The following is a 19,334-nucleotide window of genomic DNA, read 5'->3' as shown; positions in this document are numbered from 1 at the left end:
ACTATTCATGTTGTTGTTATTTCGTATCTTCCAGAATAAGGAATCCCATGGTTAAAAAATCACTGCGCCAGTTCACGCTGATGGCGACGGCAACCGTCACGCTGTTGTTAGGAAGTGTGCCGCTGTATGCGCAAACGGCGGACGTACAGCAAAAACTTGCCGAATTAGAGCGGCAGTCGGGAGGCAGACTGGGTGTGGCATTGATTAACACAGCAGATAATTCGCAAATACTTTATCGTGCTGATGAGCGCTTTGCGATGTGCAGCACCAGTAAAGTGATGGCCGCGGCCGCGGTGCTGAAGAAAAGTGAAAGCGAACCGAATCTGTTAAATCAGCGAGTTGAGATCAAAAAATCTGACCTTGTTAACTATAATCCGATTGCGGAAAAGCACGTCAATGGGACGATGTCACTGGCTGAGCTTAGCGCGGCCGCGCTACAGTACAGCGATAACGTGGCGATGAATAAGCTGATTGCTCACGTTGGCGGCCCGGCTAGCGTCACCGCGTTCGCCCGACAGCTGGGAGACGAAACGTTCCGTCTCGACCGTACCGAGCCGACGTTAAACACCGCCATTCCGGGCGATCCGCGTGATACCACTTCACCTCGGGCAATGGCGCAAACTCTGCGGAATCTGACGCTGGGTAAAGCATTGGGCGACAGCCAACGGGCGCAGCTGGTGACATGGATGAAAGGCAATACCACCGGTGCAGCGAGCATTCAGGCTGGACTGCCTGCTTCCTGGGTTGTGGGGGATAAAACCGGCAGCGGTGGCTATGGCACCACCAACGATATCGCGGTGATCTGGCCAAAAGATCGTGCGCCGCTGATTCTGGTCACTTACTTCACCCAGCCTCAACCTAAGGCAGAAAGCCGTCGCGATGTATTAGCGTCGGCGGCTAAAATCGTCACCGACGGTTTGTAATAGCGGAAACGGAATGGGGAAACTCATTCCGTTTTTGTTTATCGCCTTAGACGGCAAAAGTGCTGTCGCCCACCTGCGCTTGCGCATACCAGGCCATAAGCTCCGTGGTTCCTGGTTCTCCTTCCGCTGGAGCCCAGTGCGCATAGTCATCGGCAGCCACGGGTTGATAGCCACCGTGTTTTACTTCAAAAATTATGCCACCGGTATCCAGCGACAGCACGGCATGCCAGGTTCCTGCGGCCATCTCCAGCACCGTACAGGTTTCCCCCAATATCGCCCGATGGGTGACGGTACCCCGATCGTCAAAATTCAGCACCACGAAACGACCCCTTAATGGCAACAGTAGCTCGAAGGTGTGAGGGTGTCGGTGCGGGCGCACGTAGGTCCCAGGTCATATTCCTTCCGGCGTCCGGCATTTTACCGCCAGACAGCTCGGGATTCGTGATATCACCGTTCTTGCAGAATACGGTCAGAGGGAAAATACCCGCCGTGAGCATGCAGCGCTGATACGTCAGCACTATCAGTATCGTGAATTTGCCTGGCCCTGGACATTTCGCCTTACCCGTCTTTTATATACCCGGAGCTGGATAAGCAACGAACGTCCTGGCCTGCTTTTCGATCTGGCGACAGGGTGGCTTATGCAACATCGTATTATTCTCCCCGGAGCCACTACGCTGACCCGGTTGATTTCAGAGGTAAGGGAAAAGGCGACGTTGCGCCTGTGGAACAAACTGGCACTGATACCGTCAGCCGAACAGCGTTCACAGCTGGAGATGCTGCTGGGGCCAACTGATTGCAGCCGCCTGTCTTTACTGGAATCACTGAAAAAGGGCCCTGTGACCATCAGTGGTCCGGCGTTTAATGAAGCAATTGAACGCTGGAAAACTCTGAACGATTTTGGCCTGCATGCTGAAAACCTGAGTACACTCCCGGCTGTGCGCCTGAAAAATCTCGCACGTTATGCTGGTATGACTTCGGTGTTCAATATTGCCAGGATGTCACCGCAGAAAAGGATGGCGGTTCTGGTTGCCTTTGTCCTTGCATGGGAAACGCTGGCGCTGGATGATGCATTGGACGTTCTGGACGCCATGCTGGCCGTTATCATCCGTGACGCCAGAAAGATTGGGCAGAAAAAACGGCTCCGCTCGCTGAAGGATCTGGATAAATCTGCATTGGCGCTCGCCAGCGCATGTTCGTACCTGCTGAAAGAAGAAACACCGGACGAATCGATTCGTGCTGAGGTGTTCAGCTACATCCCAAGGCAAAAGCTGGCTGAAATCATCACGCTTGTCCGTGAAATTGCCCGGCCCTCAGACGATAATTTTCATGAAGAAATGGTGGAGCAGTACGGGCGCGTTCGTCGTTTCCTGCCCCATCTGCTGAATACCGTTAAATTTTCATCCGCACCTGCCGGGGTTACCACTCTGAATGCCTGTGACTACCTCAGCCGGGAGTTCAGCTCACGGCGGCAGTTTTTTGACGACGCACCAACGGAAATTATCAGTCGGTCATGGAAACGGCTGGTGATTAACAAGGAAAAACATATCACCCGCAGGGGATACACGCTCTGCTTTCTCAGTAAACTGCAGGATAGTCTGAGGCGGAGGGATGTCTACGTTACCGGCAGTAACCGGTGGGGAGATCCTCGTGCAAGATTACTACAGGGTGCTGACTGGCAGGCAAACCGGATTAAGGTTTATCGTTCTTTGGGGCACCCGACAGACCCGCAGGAAGCAATAAAATCTCTGGGTCATCAGCTTGATAGTCGTTACAGACAGGTTGCTGCACGTCTTTGCGAAAATGAGGCTGTCGAACTCGATGTTTCTGGCCCGAAGCCCCGGTTGACAATTTCTCCCCTCGCCAGTCTTGATGAGCCGGACAGTCTGAAACGACTGAGCAAAATGATCAGTGATCTACTCCCTCCGGTGGATTTAACGGAGTTGCTGCTCGAAATTAACGCCCATACCGGATTTGCTGATGAGTTTTTCCATGCTAGTGAAGCCAGTGCCAGAGTTGATGATCTGCCCGTCAGCATCAGCGCCGTGCTGATGGCTGAAGCCTGCAATATCGGTCTGGAACCACTGATCAGATCAAATGTTCCTGCACTGACCCGACACCGGCTGAACTGGACAAAAGCGAACTATCTGCGGGCTGAAACTATCACCAGCGCTAATGCCAGACTGGTTGATTTTCAGGCAACGCTGCCACTGGCACAGATATGGGGTGGAGGAGAAGTGGCATCTGCAGATGGAATGCGCTTTGTTACGCCAGTCAGAACAATCAATGCCGGACCGAACCGCAAATACTTTGGTAATAACAGAGGGATCACCTGGTACAACTTTGTGTCCGATCAGTATTCCGGCTTTCATGGCATCGTTATACCGGGGACGCTGAGGGACTCTATCTTTGTGCTGGAAGGTCTTCTGGAACAGGAGACCGGGCTGAATCCAACCGAAATTATGACCGATACAGCAGGTGCCAGCGAACTTGTCTTTGGCCTTTTCTGGCTGCTGGGATACCAGTTTTCTCCACGCCTGGCTGATGCCGGTGCTTCGGTTTTCTGGCGAATGGACCATGATGCCGACTATGGCGTGCTGAATGATATTGCCAGAGGGCAATCAGATCCCCGAAAAATAGGGCACTGTTGCAAATAGTCGGTGGTGATAAACTTATCATCCCCTTTTGCTGATGGAGCTGCACATGAACCCATTCAAAGGCCGGCATTTTCAGCGTGACATCATTCTGTGGGCCGTACGCTGGTACTGCAAATACGGCATCAGTTACCGTGAGCTGCAGGAGATGCTGGCTGAACGCGGAGTGAATGTCGATCACTCCACGATTTACCGCTGGGTTCAGCGTTATGCGCCTGAAATGGAAAAACGGCTGCGCTGGTACTGGCGTAACCCTTCCGATCTTTGCCCGTGGCACATGGATGAAACCTACGTGAAGGTCAATGGCCGCTGGGCGTATCTGTACCGGGCCGTCGACAGCCGGGGCCGCACTGTCGATTTTTATCTCTCCTCCCGTCGTAACAGCAAAGCTGCATACCGGTTTCTGGGTAAAATCCTCAACAACGTGAAGAAGTGGCAGATCCCGCGATTCATCAACACGGATAAAGCGCCCGCCTATGGTCGCGCGCTTGCTCTGCTCAAACGCGAAGGCCGGTGCCCGTCTGACGTTGAACACCGACAGATTAAGTACCGGAACAACGTGATTGAATGCGATCATGGCAAACTGAAACGGATAATCGGCGCCACGCTGGGATTTAAATCCATGAAGACGGCTTACGCCACCATCAAAGGTATTGAGGTGATGCGTGCACTACGCAAAGGCCAGGCCTCAGCATTTTATTATGGTGATCCCCTGGGCGAAATGCGCCTGGTAAGCAGAGTTTTTGAAATGTAAGGCCTTTGAATAAGACAAAAGGCTGCCTCATCGCTAACTTTGCAACAGTGCCAATGTGGGCGTCTGGTGTTGTAGAAGTTCAGATATCGGGCGATGCCAGCGCGTGCCTCGGACACAGTCTTGTAGGCATGGAGGTAGACTTCCTCGTATTTGATCGAACGCCAGAGCCGCTCGACGAAGACATTGTCTCGCCACGCACCCTTGCCATCCATCGAGATGGCAATCTGTGACCTCTTCAGCACGGCGGTGAAGTCGATGGAGGTGAACTGCGATCCCTGGTCGGTATTGAAGATTTCCGGCCTGCCATGACGGGCAAGTGCCTCCTCCACCGCCTCGATGCAGAAGGCTGCTTCCATCGTGATCGACAACCGCCATGACAAGACCTTCCGGCTGAACCAGTCCACGACGGCGCACAGATAGACAAATCCCCGCGCCATGGGGATGTAGGTCAGGTCCATTGCCCACACCTGATTGGGCCGGGTGACTGCCAGCTTTCGTATGTGCCCTGGCGCTGGTTTCGAGGTGTTCGGGCGGCGGTAGATCGCCTTGATGCCCATCTTCTTCATCAGCGTGGCGACGTGTCGCCGCCCGGTCTCCAGACCTTCTCCTCTCAAGAGCCCTTGCAACATCCGACTTCCGGCAAAGGGGTAGTCGAGATGCAATTCGTCAATCCGGCGCATAAGGGCCAGATCGCCGTCAGACACCGGACGAGGCAGATAGTAGACGCTGCCACGGCTGAAGCCGAGAAGCTTCGCCTGGCGCACGACGGATAGCTTGTGCTCGCGGTCGATCATTTCTTTCCGCCCAGCAATCCCGCCTTGCCGAGCGCACCGGATAAAAAATCGTTCTCCAGTGTCAGTTCGCCGATTTTCGCGTGCAGCGTTTTGACATCGATGGTCGGACCCGACGGCTCCGCTTTCGTTTCATCGCCGAACACACCTGTCGCCCCCTCAAGGAGCTGGTCTTTCCATTGCTTGATCTGGTTGGCGTGCACATCGAACTGCTGGGACAACTCCACCAGCGTCTGCTCACCTCGGATGGCGGCAAGTGCCACCTTCGCCTTGAAAGCCGGGCTATGGTTCCGGCGCGGTCGTCTCGTCATGGTCTCTCCTGTTCCCGGCATCTAAGCCGAAGTCAGGCAGAAACTCCACTTATCCCCGCTGTGCAGATTTCCCGAGCCAGCTCTAAGGCGATCAGGTGCGCTGATCGAGTCTGTCGAGCACCATCGCTGCAAGTTCATCGCTGGTGTGTGCACCACTATCGAGAACACGGGTTGTGGACGGAAGCCGTTCCCTTGCGGCCAAGCATCGGGCGACATTCGCTAATCGCCACTCTCGAATCTCCGCATTCCGATTCGGGTCAGGATGCATGGTCTGGTTCGAGATCCGGTGACGCAATAGGTCCTCGTTAAGCATCAGAAAGATGTGCAGCAGCTGATCGTCGATCTGCCTTAACCCGTCGAGTATCTCAGTCAGATAGTCCGGGTGCACGAGCGTCATTGGGATGATGATGTCCTGCGAGTAATTCCTGCGAATCTCGCTGACCGCAGCGATCGTAAGTCCCCTCCACAAGGGGAGATCCTGATAGTCTCCGCTCGCTGGTATGGGGACCGTTTCTTTCACCACGAACCCGATTTCCTCAGGGTCAAAGATCAGCGATTTCGGACGCCGATCGCGCAGCCGCTCAGCGAGAGTCGTCTTTCCGGCGCCGAAAGGTCCGTTGATCCAGATTATCATTGTCGACGGCCTCTAACCGGAAGGCTCGCAAGAGCGCTGGGCGGCTTCGTGTGCTGGCACGATCGGAGTGGCTCCGAAGTGCTTCTCAAGATAGGTGACGCCGAACGTCACGATGTCCTGCGCGTCGAACAGGTAGCACTGAGCAAAGCCCACGACACCTTCTCGATGGCGACCGAGCTTCACGTAAGCATTTGCTATAGTTTCGACCGCATCCGGCTTTCCTTCGATAGCAAAGCAATCGAGAATGCCGTTTGAATCGTATTCTGATGCCGTTTTCCAGGCGACTTCACCGTTTCTTCCAAGCATCGGCATCTCATACGTCACCCATCGTTTGTTGGGGATATCCGCAACCGCCTCGGCGTAGTGCAATGCGGTAACGGAGTTTAGCGGCGCACCCAACAGCAGGGCCTTCCCGCCAAGGCGGACGAACCGCTCGACGGGCGACCCTTCCCCCAAGGCGTGACCGAGTTCGTGAGGCTCCGTCAGCGTTTCAGCTAGCGGACCAACCGCGACCATCGATGCATCGGGGTGCGCGCTGCGCCGCGCGCCGGGGGCTTGAACCAGAAATTGATTCAGCAGGCCGAACCCACGGTAAGTCCCGGCCGTTGCGGGATCGAACGGCGGCCAGGTACGGCGGGCTTTGTCATCCAACCGAGCGCCATTCAGAGTCTCCTCGTAGGGTGATCGGTCCCACGACGCGTATCCCATCACAGTGCCAGTCGGCCCAACCGCGGAGCGTAACGCGGCAACGACCGTCTCCGCTCCTCCTTCGACCGGACCAATCGCTTTAAGTGAGGCATGCACCATCAACAGGTCACCGGTTTGGACTCCTAATTTTCGAATTGCCTCCGTTATTGCCTTCCGCGTATGCATCGCGATATCTCCTCTAAACTGCAAAACACTATACCTATCGAGAGGCACTGTTGCAAATAGTCGGTGGTGATAAACTTATCATCCCCTTTTGCTGATGGAGCTGCACATGAACCCATTCAAAGGCCGGCATTTTCAGCGTGACATCATTCTGTGGGCCGTACGCTGGTACTGCAAATACGGCATCAGTTACCGTGAGCTGCAGGAGATGCTGGCTGAACGCGGAGTGAATGTCGATCACTCCACGATTTACCGCTGGGTTCAGCGTTATGCGCCTGAAATGGAAAAACGGCTGCGCTGGTACTGGCGTAACCCTTCCGATCTTTGCCCGTGGCACATGGATGAAACCTACGTGAAGGTCAATGGCCGCTGGGCGTATCTGTACCGGGCCGTCGACAGCCGGGGCCGCACTGTCGATTTTTATCTCTCCTCCCGTCGTAACAGCAAAGCTGCATACCGGTTTCTGGGTAAAATCCTCAACAACGTGAAGAAGTGGCAGATCCCGCGATTCATCAACACGGATAAAGCGCCCGCCTATGGTCGCGCGCTTGCTCTGCTCAAACGCGAAGGCCGGTGCCCGTCTGACGTTGAACACCGACAGATTAAGTACCGGAACAACGTGATTGAATGCGATCATGGCAAACTGAAACGGATAATCGGCGCCACGCTGGGATTTAAATCCATGAAGACGGCTTACGCCACCATCAAAGGTATTGAGGTGATGCGTGCACTACGCAAAGGCCAGGCCTCAGCATTTTATTATGGTGATCCCCTGGGCGAAATGCGCCTGGTAAGCAGAGTTTTTGAAATGTAAGGCCTTTGAATAAGACAAAAGGCTGCCTCATCGCTAACTTTGCAACAGTGCCCCACATCTTTTGTCACCAACGAGCGGCTGCCTATCACCGCACCGTGCCCGATCTTGATTCCGGGCATGACCATTGCCTCAGAGCCGATCCAAACGTCATTGCCAATGACAGTATTACCTGCTTTTTGGAAGGCATCGAGTGCGCTTGAGAATGCAGGTTCTTCCTGCATATAAAAGAACGGGAAAGATGATGCCCAGTCGTACCGATGCCCCTGATTGCCAGCCATGATAAAGGAAGCCCCACTCCCGATAGAGCAGAAACTACCGATGATCAACTTATCAACGTCATCACGGTCCGGAAACAGATACCGTGCGCAGTCATCGAATGAGTGCCCATGATAGTAGCCAGAGTAATAGCTGTACCGCCCAACTTTGATATTGGGGTTCTTCACTTGCTCAGAAAGCAGCTTGCCTTTGAAGGGGCTATCAAAGTAGTTGGTCATAAGAGATCCCGCGGTCTGTGACTTTGCCGTCTAACGTTTGAAATAAGGGGCGCCGAGCGCCAGCGAGGGGAGCCAAAAGCTTGCTTTTGGCCGTCCCGACTTGATTGAAGGGTTGGGCGATTTTGCCATTAGATTTTTTATAAATTTAGTGTGTTTAGAATGGTGATCGCATTTTTCTTGGCTTTTATGCTTGATGTTAAATTCGACCCCAAGTTTCCTGTAAGTGCGGACACAAAAACATATTTATGTCCTGATTTGCTTATAATAAACCCTTCAAACCATCCGTTTTGTAAGGTTCTATTTGCTGTGAATCCTGCACCAGTTTTCCCATACAGTTTTGTACTATTATCCAGATCTTGTAGATACATGTTCTCTATGGTGTTTTCTATGGCTGAGTTTTTAACTGGGAGATTGTGATTAATAATTTTACGCAGGAATTGAATTTGTTCTTCTGGTGAAATTTTTAAGCTACTTTCGAGCCATGCTTCTGTTAATCCGTTGTTTCTTTCTTTATCTCCAGAGAAGTCTTGATTTCCATAATCAAAATCTTTGAGATAATTCTTGATTTTATTTAATCCAATTTTTTGGGTTATTTCTTGCGAAACCCAAACAACAGAAAATTGCATCCACGTCTTTGGTGTATGATTGCTGTTCCAGATCTCCATTCCTTTGGGGGTTTTATCCCATTTGAATATGGTTTTCTGATCTATTATTTCCGCATCAAATGCCATAAGTGATAATGCGATCTTGAAAGTTGAATCTGGTGCCATTTGCGTTGCACACTTTGCTTTATTGAATTGAGCAATTTCAGCGTTTGTGGATGCATCGTAAAGTAAAAAACAACCTTCAGTTCCTTCAAATAATGGAGATGCAACAGTAGAGATATCTGTTGATGCACTGGCGCTGCTGTAGATAATATTTGCAATTATTAAAAAAATAGCGAAGTTGATATGTATTGTGTTTTTCATAATAAGTATTGGTTTGGTAAAGGGCTTAATTTTAACGGCTAACAATTAATGAGGCTCCGGGTTCGCCCAACGTTTGACATGAGGGGCGGCCAAGGGCGCCAGCCCTTGGACGTCCCCCTCGATGGAAGGGTTAGGCATCACTGCGTGTTCGCTCGAATGCCTGGCGTGTTTGAACCATGTACACGGCTGGACCATATGGGGTGGTTACGGTACCTTGCCTCTCAAACCCCGCTTTCTCGTAGCATCGGATCGCTCGCAAGTTGCTCGGCGACGGGTCCGTTTGGATCTTGGTGACCTCGGGATCATTGAACAGCAACTCAACCAGAGCTCGAACCAGCTTGGTTCCCAAGCCTTTGCCCAGTTGTGATGCATTCGCCAGTAACTGGTCTATTCCGCGTACTCCTGGATCGGTTTCTTCTTCCCACCGTCCGTCCCCGCTTCCAAGAGCAACGTACGACTGGGCATACCCAATCGGCTCTCCATTCAGCATTGCAATGTATGGAGTGACGGACTCTTGCGCTAAAACGCTTGGCAAGTACTGTTCCTGTACGTCAGCAAGTGTCGGGCGTGCTTCTTCTCCGCCCCACCACTCGACGATATGAGATCGATTTAGCCACTCATAGAGCATCGCAAGGTCATGCTCAGTCATGAGGCGCAGTGTGACGGAATCGTTGCTGTTGGTCACGATGCTGTACTTTGTGATGCCTAACTTTGTTTTTGCGTTGCTCATGATGTCTAACTCCCAATTTGTGTAGGGCTTATTATGCACGCTTAAAGGCACTGTTGCAAAGTTAGCGATGAGGCAGCCTTTTGTCTTATTCAAAGGCCTTACATTTCAAAAACTCTGCTTACCAGGCGCATTTCGCCCAGGGGATCACCATAATAAAATGCTGAGGCCTGGCCTTTGCGTAGTGCACGCATCACCTCAATACCTTTGATGGTGGCGTAAGCCGTCTTCATGGATTTAAATCCCAGCGTGGCGCCGATTATCCGTTTCAGTTTGCCATGATCGCATTCAATCACGTTGTTCCGGTACTTAATCTGTCGGTGTTCAACGTCAGACGGGCACCGGCCTTCGCGTTTGAGCAGAGCAAGCGCGCGACCATAGGCGGGCGCTTTATCCGTGTTGATGAATCGCGGGATCTGCCACTTCTTCACGTTGTTGAGGATTTTACCCAGAAACCGGTATGCAGCTTTGCTGTTACGACGGGAGGAGAGATAAAAATCGACAGTGCGGCCCCGGCTGTCGACGGCCCGGTACAGATACGCCCAGCGGCCATTGACCTTCACGTAGGTTTCATCCATGTGCCACGGGCAAAGATCGGAAGGGTTACGCCAGTACCAGCGCAGCCGTTTTTCCATTTCAGGCGCATAACGCTGAACCCAGCGGTAAATCGTGGAGTGATCGACATTCACTCCGCGTTCAGCCAGCATCTCCTGCAGCTCACGGTAACTGATGCCGTATTTGCAGTACCAGCGTACGGCCCACAGAATGATGTCACGCTGAAAATGCCGGCCTTTGAATGGGTTCATGTGCAGCTCCATCAGCAAAAGGGGATGATAAGTTTATCACCACCGACTATTTGCAACAGTGCCGTAATTAATACCTTGCGCCCATTCAGGCGACCGCTTCCCTGATAGCTGTCTTCTCCATGATCGGGGCGCGGTTGCATTTTCCCCGCCAGCCCGGGAAAGGGCTGCTGCTGCTGTTGAAAAGGCGGCGCCGGAAAACGCGCAGAATTGGTTTTATTGATGGTCTTTTTTTCCTTGTTTAAGCCAGCCATTCAATTACCTCTCATTATTTATCACAAAGACTAATAAGCGTAGACCAAAATGAATGGCATGACCTATATTATCCAGCTACACTTAATTTTCTCGGAATATTACCCCCCCTACTTTCCTCTACCGTTGCGCTTATATCCCCACCAACGTTAGATTTAATTTAAACAATATTATTTGAGACTTATCCAGTTCGCAGTGTTAATAAATAGCAACCACACTTAACATTTCAACCTTGGCAAAAGGAGAACATATGAAATTATCCATAACGCCATTATTATGTTGTTTTTTATTGTCGCCAGCGCTTGCTGATGATAACGGCGGGTTGAAAAATGATACAGCTCCACCGCCAGCCCACGCTCTGGATGAAGGTTATCGTGGGACTGAAGATGCAAGAATCATGACTGTCGAACAGGCCAAAACGATGCATGACGGTGCGACCATTTCTCTGCGAGGTAATCTCATCGAGGATCAAGACGGAGACAAATTTGGGGTTCTAGGGATTTTCCGTCCAAAAACGACAAAGTGCTCTGGAGGCCCCGCCGTCTGTGGCCTCCAGAGGGGTATTACTTTTTTCGAGATCCCTATTTGGGCTCTGTTTGAGTAAGATTTAGTCTTTTTGGGCTAAATCCATGGCATTCGAAGAACGTGTCCAAATCTTGTCCGAGGCAGAACAAGATGAGTTATATGGACCCCCCGCTTTCACCTCCGCCGACCAACGCTTCTTTTTCTCGCTGAACGATAAGGAACTGGCGATCGCTAAAAGCCTCCGTCATCGGGGCCAGCGTTACATGCTGGTGGTACTGCTGGGCTATTTCAAAGCCAAGCCGGTGGTGCTGAATCCCGGCTTTCATCAGATCAAGCAGGACCTCAAATACGTTTATCAAACCGTTCTACCAGGCCCAGGCTGTAGACCCTTTAATCTCACGCCAAAAGAGAACGAACGGATTTACCAACGTGTTTTCCAGCTCTGCAACTACCAGCGCTGGAATGTCAAAGACCATGGAGCGGCGTTGAGAGATTACTTATCCCAGCAAGCCAGAGCCTGGACAGCGCCTAGGCACCTCTTCGATGCGGCCAATGAATATTGTTCGGGGCAGAAGATCGCAATCCCTGCCTACAGCACGCTGCAAAAGATCATCAGTCAGGTGGTGGGAGACGAACAGGAACACATGGCCGCGCACCTTGAGCGTGCAATGTCACGCGGTCTTAAGCAAGCACTGGCGGAGCTCGTGAACGGCACAGGTCCACTGCCGTTCCGACAGTTGCGACAATCGGCTCGTAACTTCACCGGAACCGAGTTGGAGAAAGAACTGATTGTCTATCGCCATATCCAGCATTGGATGCCGGAAGTGGATCTGCTGTTGAGCACGCTATCACTGTCGCAGAAAAATCTGCAACACCTGGCAGAGAAAGTCGACTACTACGGTGCCAAACTGAAACGTCAAACCGTAGGCAGCCAATGGCTGTATTTATTGTGCTATCTTCAAACGCGATGGCAGCAAGCGCTGGAACGTATTGCCGATGGCTTTGTGCATCATGTCAGACAGACCAAACAGAAGGCAAAGGATTATGCGCAGGAAGCGGTGTTTAAGGATTGGCAAAAAGCAGCTAAAAATGTCAGCAAGGCAGCTGAAGTACTGCACCTGTTCATTGATGACAGCATTGATCTGCAACTACCGTTTGCAACAGTAAGACAGCAAGCACTGAGCCTGCTGACCAAAAGGGATCTGGAATCTGTATGTCTCTTCCTGAACGAGCAGCGACGATCGGTCGATGAAGCCATGTGGCAGTACTGCGACGAGAAAGAAAGTCTGCGGAAAGGTTTGCTGCGAGAGTTGTTCCTATGTCTGCGCTTCGAAGGCTGCGACGGCACCCAGCACTTAGCGGCCGCCTTGGCGAAAACACAAAACGAACTCAACGGCCAGGACGCTCAGTTGCAAACTGCCGACACCAGACTCCTTTCCAAAAAATCACGTGAATTCCTGCTGGATGGTGAAGGGAATATCCTGATCGATCGTTATGAGTGGTTCCTCTATCAACAGATTCCTGATCGCCTGAATGGCCAGCTGACGCTGCCTGATATCACTAAATACCGGGCACTCGACGCCGACCTGATCGACGGGGAACATTGGCGAAAAAACAAATATACGCTGCTTCAACAGAGCCATTTTACAAAATTAGCGGAGGAGCCTGAAAAGCTGATCAAACAGATGGCCATGGAATTGGATACCCGTTTGTACGAAGTCGGCGAATATCTTGAACAGGAAGACAACCGGAATATCATCTTGCGTAATCCGCAGGGTAAACGCTTCTGGCGCCTGCCTTCGGCCAGCAAACATCATCTGGTCAACAATCCCTTCTTCCAGCAAATTCCCACAACGGGGATTGCGGATGTACTGCGCATGGTTGATCGTGACACCGGTTTCATTGACTGCTTCGCTCATGTGCTGGGTTCCCAATCCAGAAGCCGTTCCCATGAATATGACCTGTTGGCAATTCTGGTCGGCAATGCAACCAATCAAGGCATTTACGGCATGGCACAGATCTCTGATCGTACCTATGATCAGCTCAGCACTATCCAGGCGAACTATCTTCGCCTGGAAACATTGAATGCTGCTAACGACAACATCAATAACGCGACAGCCAAGCTACCCATCTTCCGGTACTACAACATCCAGGAAGATGTGATCCACGCCAGTGCCGATGGTCAAAAGTTCGAAGCCCGGCGCGAGACCTTCAAAACCCGTTATTCGTCGAAGTACTTTGGCACTCAAAAAGGTGTTTCTGCCATGACCTTGATCGCCAATCACGCTGCGATCAACGCCAGAGTGATCGGCGCCAACGAACATGAATCGCACTACATCTTTGATTTGTTGATGAGCAATACGTCAGACATCATTCCGGATGTGCTCTCAACCGATACCCATGGGGTGAACCATGTGAACTTCGCGTTACTGGATCTGTTCGGATACCAGTTTGCCCCACGCTATGCCCAGGTTGGCAAAGTGATCAATGACATGTTTGATGTCAAGGAAGACAAAGAACACCGAATTCAGCTGTGCTTAAAAAAGCCAATCAATACCCATCGTATTGCGCAGCACTGGGATACCATCCAACGGATTGCAGTATCACTTAAGCAGCGGAAAACAACGCAAGCCACCTTGGTGAGAAAGCTCTCGGAGTACAAGCGCAATCACCCGCTGCTGGAAGCCCTGACGGAATACAATCGCCTGGTGAAAGCGAATTATCTACTGTGCTACATCGATGATGCCAGTTTAAGAAACTATGTTCAGCGCGCGCTGAACCGGGGAGAGGCCTATCACCAACTGCGTCGGGCCGTGAGCAGCGTCAATGGGGATCAGTTCCGGGGCAGTTCAGACGAAGAAATCCAGCTATGGAATGAGTGCGCTCGCCTGGTCACCAATGCCATCGTTTACTTCAACTCCAGGATACTCAGCCAGCTGTTGACCAGCTTCGAATACCAAGGAGATACCAAGAGAATAGATATCGTCAAACAGGCATCCCCTGTGGCCTGGCACAACATTAACCTCAAGGGGACTTACCACTTCGAATTGAGCGAAAAATTGCCAGATCTGGAGGAGCTTATGCGCTCAATCGAGGGATATTTACCCGTCAGCGAAAAGTAATACCCCTCTGGAGGCCACGGACGGCGCGGCCTCCAGAGCACTTTGTCGTTTTTGGACGGAAAATCCCTAGAACCCCATTTTGCCATTCAGATGTGCCGCGAGATCGGATTACCTCTGTTTCCGGGTTTTAGTGCCGAGGCCAGAGAAACTCTCCTCCACTACCGTTGGCCGGGCAATATTCGTGAACTGAAAAACGTCGTGGAGCGATCCGTTTACCGGCATGGAACCAGTGATTACCCGCTGGATGAGATAATCATTGACCCCTTCCGCCGCCACACTACTCAGCCGCAGGCGCCGGAAACTAAACCGATGTCTGTAGGGTTACCGCTGGATCTGCGTGAATTCCAGCAGCAGCAAGAGAAAGACTTTCTACAAACCAGCTTACAGCAGGCAAAATTTAACCAGAAAAAAGCCGCTGAATTACTGGGTCTGACTTACCATCAGCTTCGCGCTTTGCTGAAAAAACACCAGATTTAACGCACATTTGCAGATGTCATATTGGCGGATTTGACGCATAACCTCATCAGGGTTTACCATGACGCCATTACTGTATAAAAAAAACAGGTACAAATATGGCTCTGGCACTCGTTGGCGAAAAAATTGACAGAAACCGTTTCACCGGTGAGAAAATTGAAAATAGTACATTTTTTAACTGTGATTTTTCAGGTGCCGACCTGAGCGGCACTGAATTTATCGGCTGTCAGTTCTATGATCGTGAAAGCCAGAAAGGGTGCAATTTTAGTCGTGCGATGCTGAAAGATGCCATTTTTAAAAGCTGTGATTTATCCATGGCGGATTTTCGCAATTCCAGTGCGCTGGGCATTGAAATTCGCCACTGCCGCGCACAAGGCGCAGATTTCCGCGGCGCAAGCTTTATGAATATGATCACCACGCGCACCTGGTTTTGTAGCGCATATATCACGAATACCAATCTAAGCTACGCCAATTTTTCGAAAGTCGTGTTGGAAAAGTGTGAGCTGTGGGAAAACCGTTGGATAGGTGCCCAGGTACTGGGCGCGACGTTCAGTGGTTCAGATCTCTCCGGCGGCGAGTTTTCGACTTTCGACTGGCGAGCAGCAAACTTCACACATTGCGATCTGACCAATTCGGAGTTGGGTGACTTAGATATTCGGGGCGTTGATTTACAAGGCGTTAAGTTGGACAACTACCAGGCATCGTTGCTCATGGAGCGACTTGGCATCGCGGTGATTGGTTAGCATTCACGGAGCGGTAAGTACCGCTCCCGCCCTTATACAATAGTGTCCGCCCTTGCCTTAAAAGTCACTTTCGACGCACAGATCGTAAACGTTAGAGGGTTCCGGTCCCCCCATCAGAACACCAGACCTGACCAGACGTATAGCTGTTCTCCCGAGCGGCCAGGGTGACATAAAGCGGCGCGATTTCCACCGGTTGACCAGGGCGTCCCAGCGGCGCATTTGCCCCAAATTTCTCCACCTTTTCCTGCGGTTGACCACCACAGCACTGCAGTACAGTCCAGTATGGACCCGGCGCGACGGCATTGACACGGATCCCTTTCGGGGCCAGCTGTTTCGCCAGCGATTTAGTAAATGCCACGATAGCTGCTTTAGTCTGAGCATAATCAAGCAAGATTTCACTTGGCTCATAAGCCTGTACGGAGGAGGTATTAATTATCACGCTGTCTGGTGAAAGATGGGGTATGGCCGCTTTGGTGATCCAAAACATAGCGTAAACATTGGTTTTGAATGTTGCGTCGAAGTCTTCTGTGGTGAGTTCCTCAATTGACTCACAAAATTGCTGACGACCCGCATTATTGACGAGGATATCCAACCCTCCCAGTCCTTTTACCGCCTGTGTTACCAGATGACCGCAAAAAGCCTCATCACGGATATCTCCGGGGATGGCCAAAACATTTCTGCCTGCTTTTTTTATCAGATCGACCACTTCACGCGCATCGTCTTCTTCTTCAGGTAAATAGTTAATCGCAACATCAGCGCCTTCACGAGCATAGGCAATAGCAACAGCACGACCAATCCCTGAATCCCCACCGGTAATTAAGGCACTGTTGCAAAGTTAGCGATGAGGCAGCCTTTTGTCTTATTCAAAGGCCTTACATTTCAAAAACTCTGCTTACCAGGCGCATTTCGCCCAGGGGATCACCATAATAAAATGCTGAGGCCTGGCCTTTGCGTAGTGCACGCATCACCTCAATACCTTTGATGGTGGCGTAAGCCGTCTTCATGGATTTAAATCCCAGCGTGGCGCCGATTATCCGTTTCAGTTTGCCATGATCGCATTCAATCACGTTGTTCCGGTACTTAATCTGTCGGTGTTCAACGTCAGACGGGCACCGGCCTTCGCGTTTGAGCAGAGCAAGCGCGCGACCATAGGCGGGCGCTTTATCCGTGTTGATGAATCGCGGGATCTGCCACTTCTTCACGTTGTTGAGGATTTTACCCAGAAACCGGTATGCAGCTTTGCTGTTACGACGGGAGGAGAGATAAAAATCGACAGTGCGGCCCCGGCTGTCGACGGCCCGGTACAGATACGCCCAGCGGCCATTGACCTTCACGTAGGTTTCATCCATGTGCCACGGGCAAAGATCGGAAGGGTTACGCCAGTACCAGCGCAGCCGTTTTTCCATTTCAGGCGCATAACGCTGAACCCAGCGGTAAATCGTGGAGTGATCGACATTCACTCCGCGTTCAGCCAGCATCTCCTGCAGCTCACGGTAACTGATGCCGTATTTGCAGTACCAGCGTACGGCCCACAGAATGATGTCACGCTGAAAATGCCGGCCTTTGAATGGGTTCATGTGCAGCTCCATCAGCAAAAGGGGATGATAAGTTTATCACCACCGACTATTTGCAACAGTGCCGCTCAGACGATGGCGAGTCAGTGCAGGGATATTGTGCTTGATCAGCGGCTCATGTCCGATATTGCAGGCCTCAGCCAGCATCACCGCACACAGGCTTATATGCAGATCCTGCGCACGGGCACCTGACTCGCTGACATGGCTGAATTCACGGGTGAAGCCAGTTCTGGCGTCAATCTCGAGCAACAGTTCTGTCAGGTCAACGGGTGGAAGCAATTGTCTGACTCGGCTGCTCAGTTGTATCAGCGCCGGTGGTTCATCCAATTTATCCAGGCTGCTGATGGTCAGCGAAGGATGTTTACCTTCATTGCAGATGTCCACGGCGGTATTGCGATCAAAACGTGATGCCACCGTTTTCCAGGTTTCATCTAACTGAGCGGCCAATTGCTCCGATGCTTTACTGCCATTAGTGGGGTGACCCAATGCCCGGCAGACTGGAACCCGCTGCGCCTGCCATTCCTCCCCCTGAAGAAGTTTTTGGCGCGGATCACCCCAACGATCGCTGTTTTCCAACCAGATGTCACGACGGCGTAGCGCATCCTGAAGTCGCTCCAGCAGACACAACGAGTAACCTGCTCGCTGTATCCGACCGTCAGCATCGTACACCAGGCGTTTCCAAGGGCCTGAAATGATATGTTCAGGTGCATCGTCCAGGATCCGTTTTTTCGAGCCGTTTAGCTCTGCCAGGTAATGGATGGCAGCCAAGGTATGTTCACCGTCTGGGGCCGCACGGAAGTGCAGATCGCGCAGTAGTGCGGGCAAAAAACGCCTTACCCGTCCGTATTGCTCCACCATTTCATCCTGAAAGTTTGTATCCTGGGGGCGGGCCAGTTCATTCACTTTTTCCACGGACTCTGCCAGTCTGGCGACAGACACACTGCTGAATATGGTCTTTCGCAGCAAATCATCGGCGGTATCTTCATCAAGTAAAAGTGCGCATGCCCGCGCCAGCAGCAACGCCGCGCGGTCAAGATCCTTGAGCGTCCTAAGTCGCTTTTTCTGCCCGGTTTTCTTCGCCTCCCGGGTAATATTGAGGATCAGCATATCCAGCACGTCAACGGCCTCGTCCAGCGCCGAGATTTCTTGCGCTTTCACGAATGCGGTAAGGATCGCCAGCCGCCGTTCTTCTGGCATTCTGCTGATATATTTCACCGATGCCATTCCGGCATAGCGTGCCAGATTGCGGAGCTGTATGGCGGGCAGCCCAGTGAAATTCAGACAGGAAAACTCCAGGCTGCGCAGGCGAGTGTAACGTTCAAGTGCTTCAGTGAACGCGGGGCCGCTGATAGTGACAGGGCCTCTTTTTAGGTGCTCCATCACTGAGAGTCGCTGTCCTTCGGGGATTTCAAGTAACCCAGCCAGTTGTGCGGTCTGCCAACGGTTTGGCAGCGCGGCCAATTTTCGCCACAAGCGGCGGGTCGCACGCTCACGGATTTCACCAATGACTCTCGTCAGGGTGGATGCGGCTGGCAACAACACTTTATTTTGAAGCAACCACGCGGTGGCAAAATCGAACATCAGTCCGGGGCGTTCATTACTGAGCCATGCACGGGTATACAGCAATCGCTTCAGTCTGAACGACCACGGGAAATCACCGAAATCATGATAGCTATAGTGCTGCCTGATAAGCCCGTGGTGCTCCCAACGTGTGTTTTCCCTTTGAGCATAGCGGGAAATGATCTCTGGATAGCGGATGTTAAGTTGCCTTGCGACATAAAACTGGACACCGGGCGGTATTTGCATGAGATCGGACAAGAAGGTTCCCAGAAAGCGGGCAGTTGTGAGTTGAAGGGCAATTCCCAACCGGTTATGCCTGCCCCTACGCAGGTTGATGAAAGGGC

14 protein-coding genes and 6 pseudogenes are annotated in these 19,334 nt (G+C 51.8%); 8 read left to right on the top strand and 12 right to left on the bottom strand.

The genetic code is table 11. The annotated features are described in order from the left end of the window. Positions 1-47 precede the first annotated feature (47 nt). Positions 48-923: an extended-spectrum class A beta-lactamase CTX-M-15 gene (locus ACQG22_RS24260; RefSeq protein WP_000239590.1), complete on the top strand. Its 876-nt coding sequence runs from the start codon at positions 48-50 to the stop codon at positions 921-923. Positions 924-969: 46 nt separating this feature from the next. On the opposite strand, the gene ACQG22_RS24255 is transcribed toward ACQG22_RS24260, so the two are convergent. Continuing rightward, complete coding sequence (locus ACQG22_RS24255; RefSeq protein ID WP_116961751.1) at positions 970-1,263, bottom strand: WbuC family cupin fold metalloprotein; 294 nt, start codon at positions 1,261-1,263, stop codon at positions 970-972. 64 nt (positions 1,264-1,327) lie between these two features. Here ACQG22_RS24255 and ACQG22_RS24250 point away from each other — a divergent pair. Together ACQG22_RS24250 and ACQG22_RS24245 are read left to right on the top strand one after the other, a co-directional pair. Then, positions 1,328-3,556, top strand: a pseudogene (locus ACQG22_RS24250) (Tn3-like element Tn3 family transposase); the annotation flags it as partial. 67 nt (positions 3,557-3,623) lie between these two features. After that, the gene (locus ACQG22_RS24245) at positions 3,624-4,328 is read left to right on the top strand and encodes an IS6-like element IS26 family transposase (RefSeq protein ID WP_001067855.1); all 705 of its coding nucleotides are present in this window, start codon (positions 3,624-3,626) and stop codon (positions 4,326-4,328) included. Here the strand turns inward: ACQG22_RS24245 and ACQG22_RS24240 are convergent. The 3 genes from ACQG22_RS24240 to aac(3)-IIe all read right to left on the bottom strand — a co-directional run bounded on the left by ACQG22_RS24240 (position 4,274) and on the right by aac(3)-IIe (position 6,937). Continuing rightward, positions 4,274-5,430, bottom strand: a protein-coding gene (locus ACQG22_RS24240; RefSeq protein ID WP_369700724.1) for an IS3 family transposase whose coding sequence is annotated in 2 segments (ribosomal slippage) — positions 4,274-5,163 and positions 5,163-5,430 — 1,158 coding nt in all. Because the reading frame shifts where the segments join, the coding sequence is not laid out codon by codon here. The two genes, ACQG22_RS24245 and ACQG22_RS24240, sit on opposite strands and share 55 nt — an antisense overlap. Before the next feature lie 91 nt (positions 5,431-5,521). Beyond that, on the bottom strand, positions 5,522-6,064 hold the full coding sequence (locus ACQG22_RS24235; protein WP_002063889.1) for an AAA family ATPase: 543 nt from the start codon (positions 6,062-6,064) through the stop codon (positions 5,522-5,524). 12 nt (positions 6,065-6,076) lie between these two features. Continuing rightward, complete coding sequence (gene aac(3)-IIe / locus ACQG22_RS24230; protein WP_000557452.1) at positions 6,077-6,937, bottom strand: aminoglycoside N-acetyltransferase AAC(3)-IIe; 861 nt, start codon at positions 6,935-6,937, stop codon at positions 6,077-6,079. Positions 6,938-7,043: 106 nt separating this feature from the next. Between aac(3)-IIe and ACQG22_RS24225 the strand changes: the two genes are divergently transcribed. Then, positions 7,044-7,748, top strand: a complete 705-nt coding sequence (locus ACQG22_RS24225; RefSeq protein WP_001067855.1) for an IS6-like element IS26 family transposase — start codon at positions 7,044-7,046, stop codon at positions 7,746-7,748. 53 nt (positions 7,749-7,801) lie between these two features. Here ACQG22_RS24225 and ACQG22_RS24220 read toward each other — a convergent pair. The 5 genes and pseudogenes from ACQG22_RS24220 to ACQG22_RS24200 all read right to left on the bottom strand — a co-directional run. Then, positions 7,802-8,242 (bottom strand): annotated as a pseudogene (locus tag ACQG22_RS24220) (CatB-related O-acetyltransferase); the annotation flags it as partial. A 137-nt stretch (positions 8,243-8,379) separates the two neighbouring features. Then, positions 8,380-9,210 carry an oxacillin-hydrolyzing class D beta-lactamase OXA-1 gene (locus ACQG22_RS24215; protein WP_001334766.1) on the bottom strand — a complete coding sequence of 277 codons (831 nt, stop codon included), beginning with the start codon at positions 9,208-9,210 and terminating at the stop codon, positions 8,380-8,382. A 130-nt stretch (positions 9,211-9,340) separates the two neighbouring features. Beyond that, on the bottom strand, positions 9,341-9,895 hold the full coding sequence (locus tag ACQG22_RS24210; RefSeq protein ID WP_063840321.1) for a fluoroquinolone-acetylating aminoglycoside 6'-N-acetyltransferase AAC(6')-Ib-cr5: 555 nt from the start codon (positions 9,893-9,895) through the stop codon (positions 9,341-9,343). A 143-nt stretch (positions 9,896-10,038) separates the two neighbouring features. Next, positions 10,039-10,743, bottom strand: coding sequence for an IS6-like element IS26 family transposase (locus tag ACQG22_RS24205; RefSeq protein WP_001067855.1), 705 nt, complete (start codon positions 10,741-10,743; stop codon positions 10,039-10,041). A gap of 35 nt (positions 10,744-10,778) precedes the next feature. Next, positions 10,779-10,994: pseudogene (locus tag ACQG22_RS24200) on the bottom strand (NAD(P)-dependent dehydrogenase); the annotation flags it as partial. 248 nt (positions 10,995-11,242) lie between these two features. Between ACQG22_RS24200 and ACQG22_RS24195 the strand changes: the two are divergent. The 4 genes and pseudogenes from ACQG22_RS24195 to ACQG22_RS24180 all read left to right on the top strand — a co-directional run bounded on the left by ACQG22_RS24195 (position 11,243) and on the right by ACQG22_RS24180 (position 15,856). Beyond that, positions 11,243-11,596 carry a hypothetical protein gene (locus tag ACQG22_RS24195; protein ID WP_022631167.1) on the top strand — a complete coding sequence of 118 codons (354 nt, stop codon included), beginning with the start codon at positions 11,243-11,245 and terminating at the stop codon, positions 11,594-11,596. 25 nt (positions 11,597-11,621) lie between these two features. Further along, positions 11,622-14,639 carry a Tn3-like element IS3000 family transposase gene (locus ACQG22_RS24190; RefSeq protein ID WP_004199413.1) on the top strand — a complete coding sequence of 1,006 codons (3,018 nt, stop codon included), beginning with the start codon at positions 11,622-11,624 and terminating at the stop codon, positions 14,637-14,639. 75 nt (positions 14,640-14,714) lie between these two features. Beyond that, a pseudogene (locus tag ACQG22_RS24185) lies at positions 14,715-15,116 on the top strand (helix-turn-helix domain-containing protein); the annotation flags it as partial. Between the two features lie 95 nt (positions 15,117-15,211). Further along, positions 15,212-15,856 (top strand): quinolone resistance pentapeptide repeat protein QnrB1, encoded by a 645-nt coding sequence (locus ACQG22_RS24180; protein WP_014386481.1) that lies wholly within the window; start codon positions 15,212-15,214, stop codon positions 15,854-15,856. A 91-nt stretch (positions 15,857-15,947) separates the two neighbouring features. Here the strand turns inward: ACQG22_RS24180 and ACQG22_RS24175 are convergent. From ACQG22_RS24175 to ACQG22_RS24165, 3 genes and pseudogenes are all read right to left on the bottom strand, one after another. Then, positions 15,948-16,679: pseudogene (locus ACQG22_RS24175) on the bottom strand (SDR family oxidoreductase); the annotation flags it as partial. Positions 16,680-16,728: 49 nt separating this feature from the next. Further along, positions 16,729-17,433 (bottom strand): IS6-like element IS26 family transposase, encoded by a 705-nt coding sequence (locus ACQG22_RS24170; protein ID WP_001067855.1) that lies wholly within the window; start codon positions 17,431-17,433, stop codon positions 16,729-16,731. A gap of 48 nt (positions 17,434-17,481) precedes the next feature. Next, positions 17,482-19,329, bottom strand: a pseudogene (locus ACQG22_RS24165) (Tn3 family transposase); the annotation flags it as partial. Between the last annotated feature and the right edge of the window lie 5 nt (positions 19,330-19,334).

Origin of the sequence: Enterobacter cloacae complex sp. 309I3, assembly GCF_050031595.1 — a bacterium.
Lineage (GTDB): Bacteria > Pseudomonadota > Gammaproteobacteria > Enterobacterales > Enterobacteriaceae > Enterobacter > Enterobacter cloacae.
The sequence above is the reverse complement of the archived record's forward strand: the minus strand, read 5'-3'. Positions and strand labels throughout refer to the sequence as shown.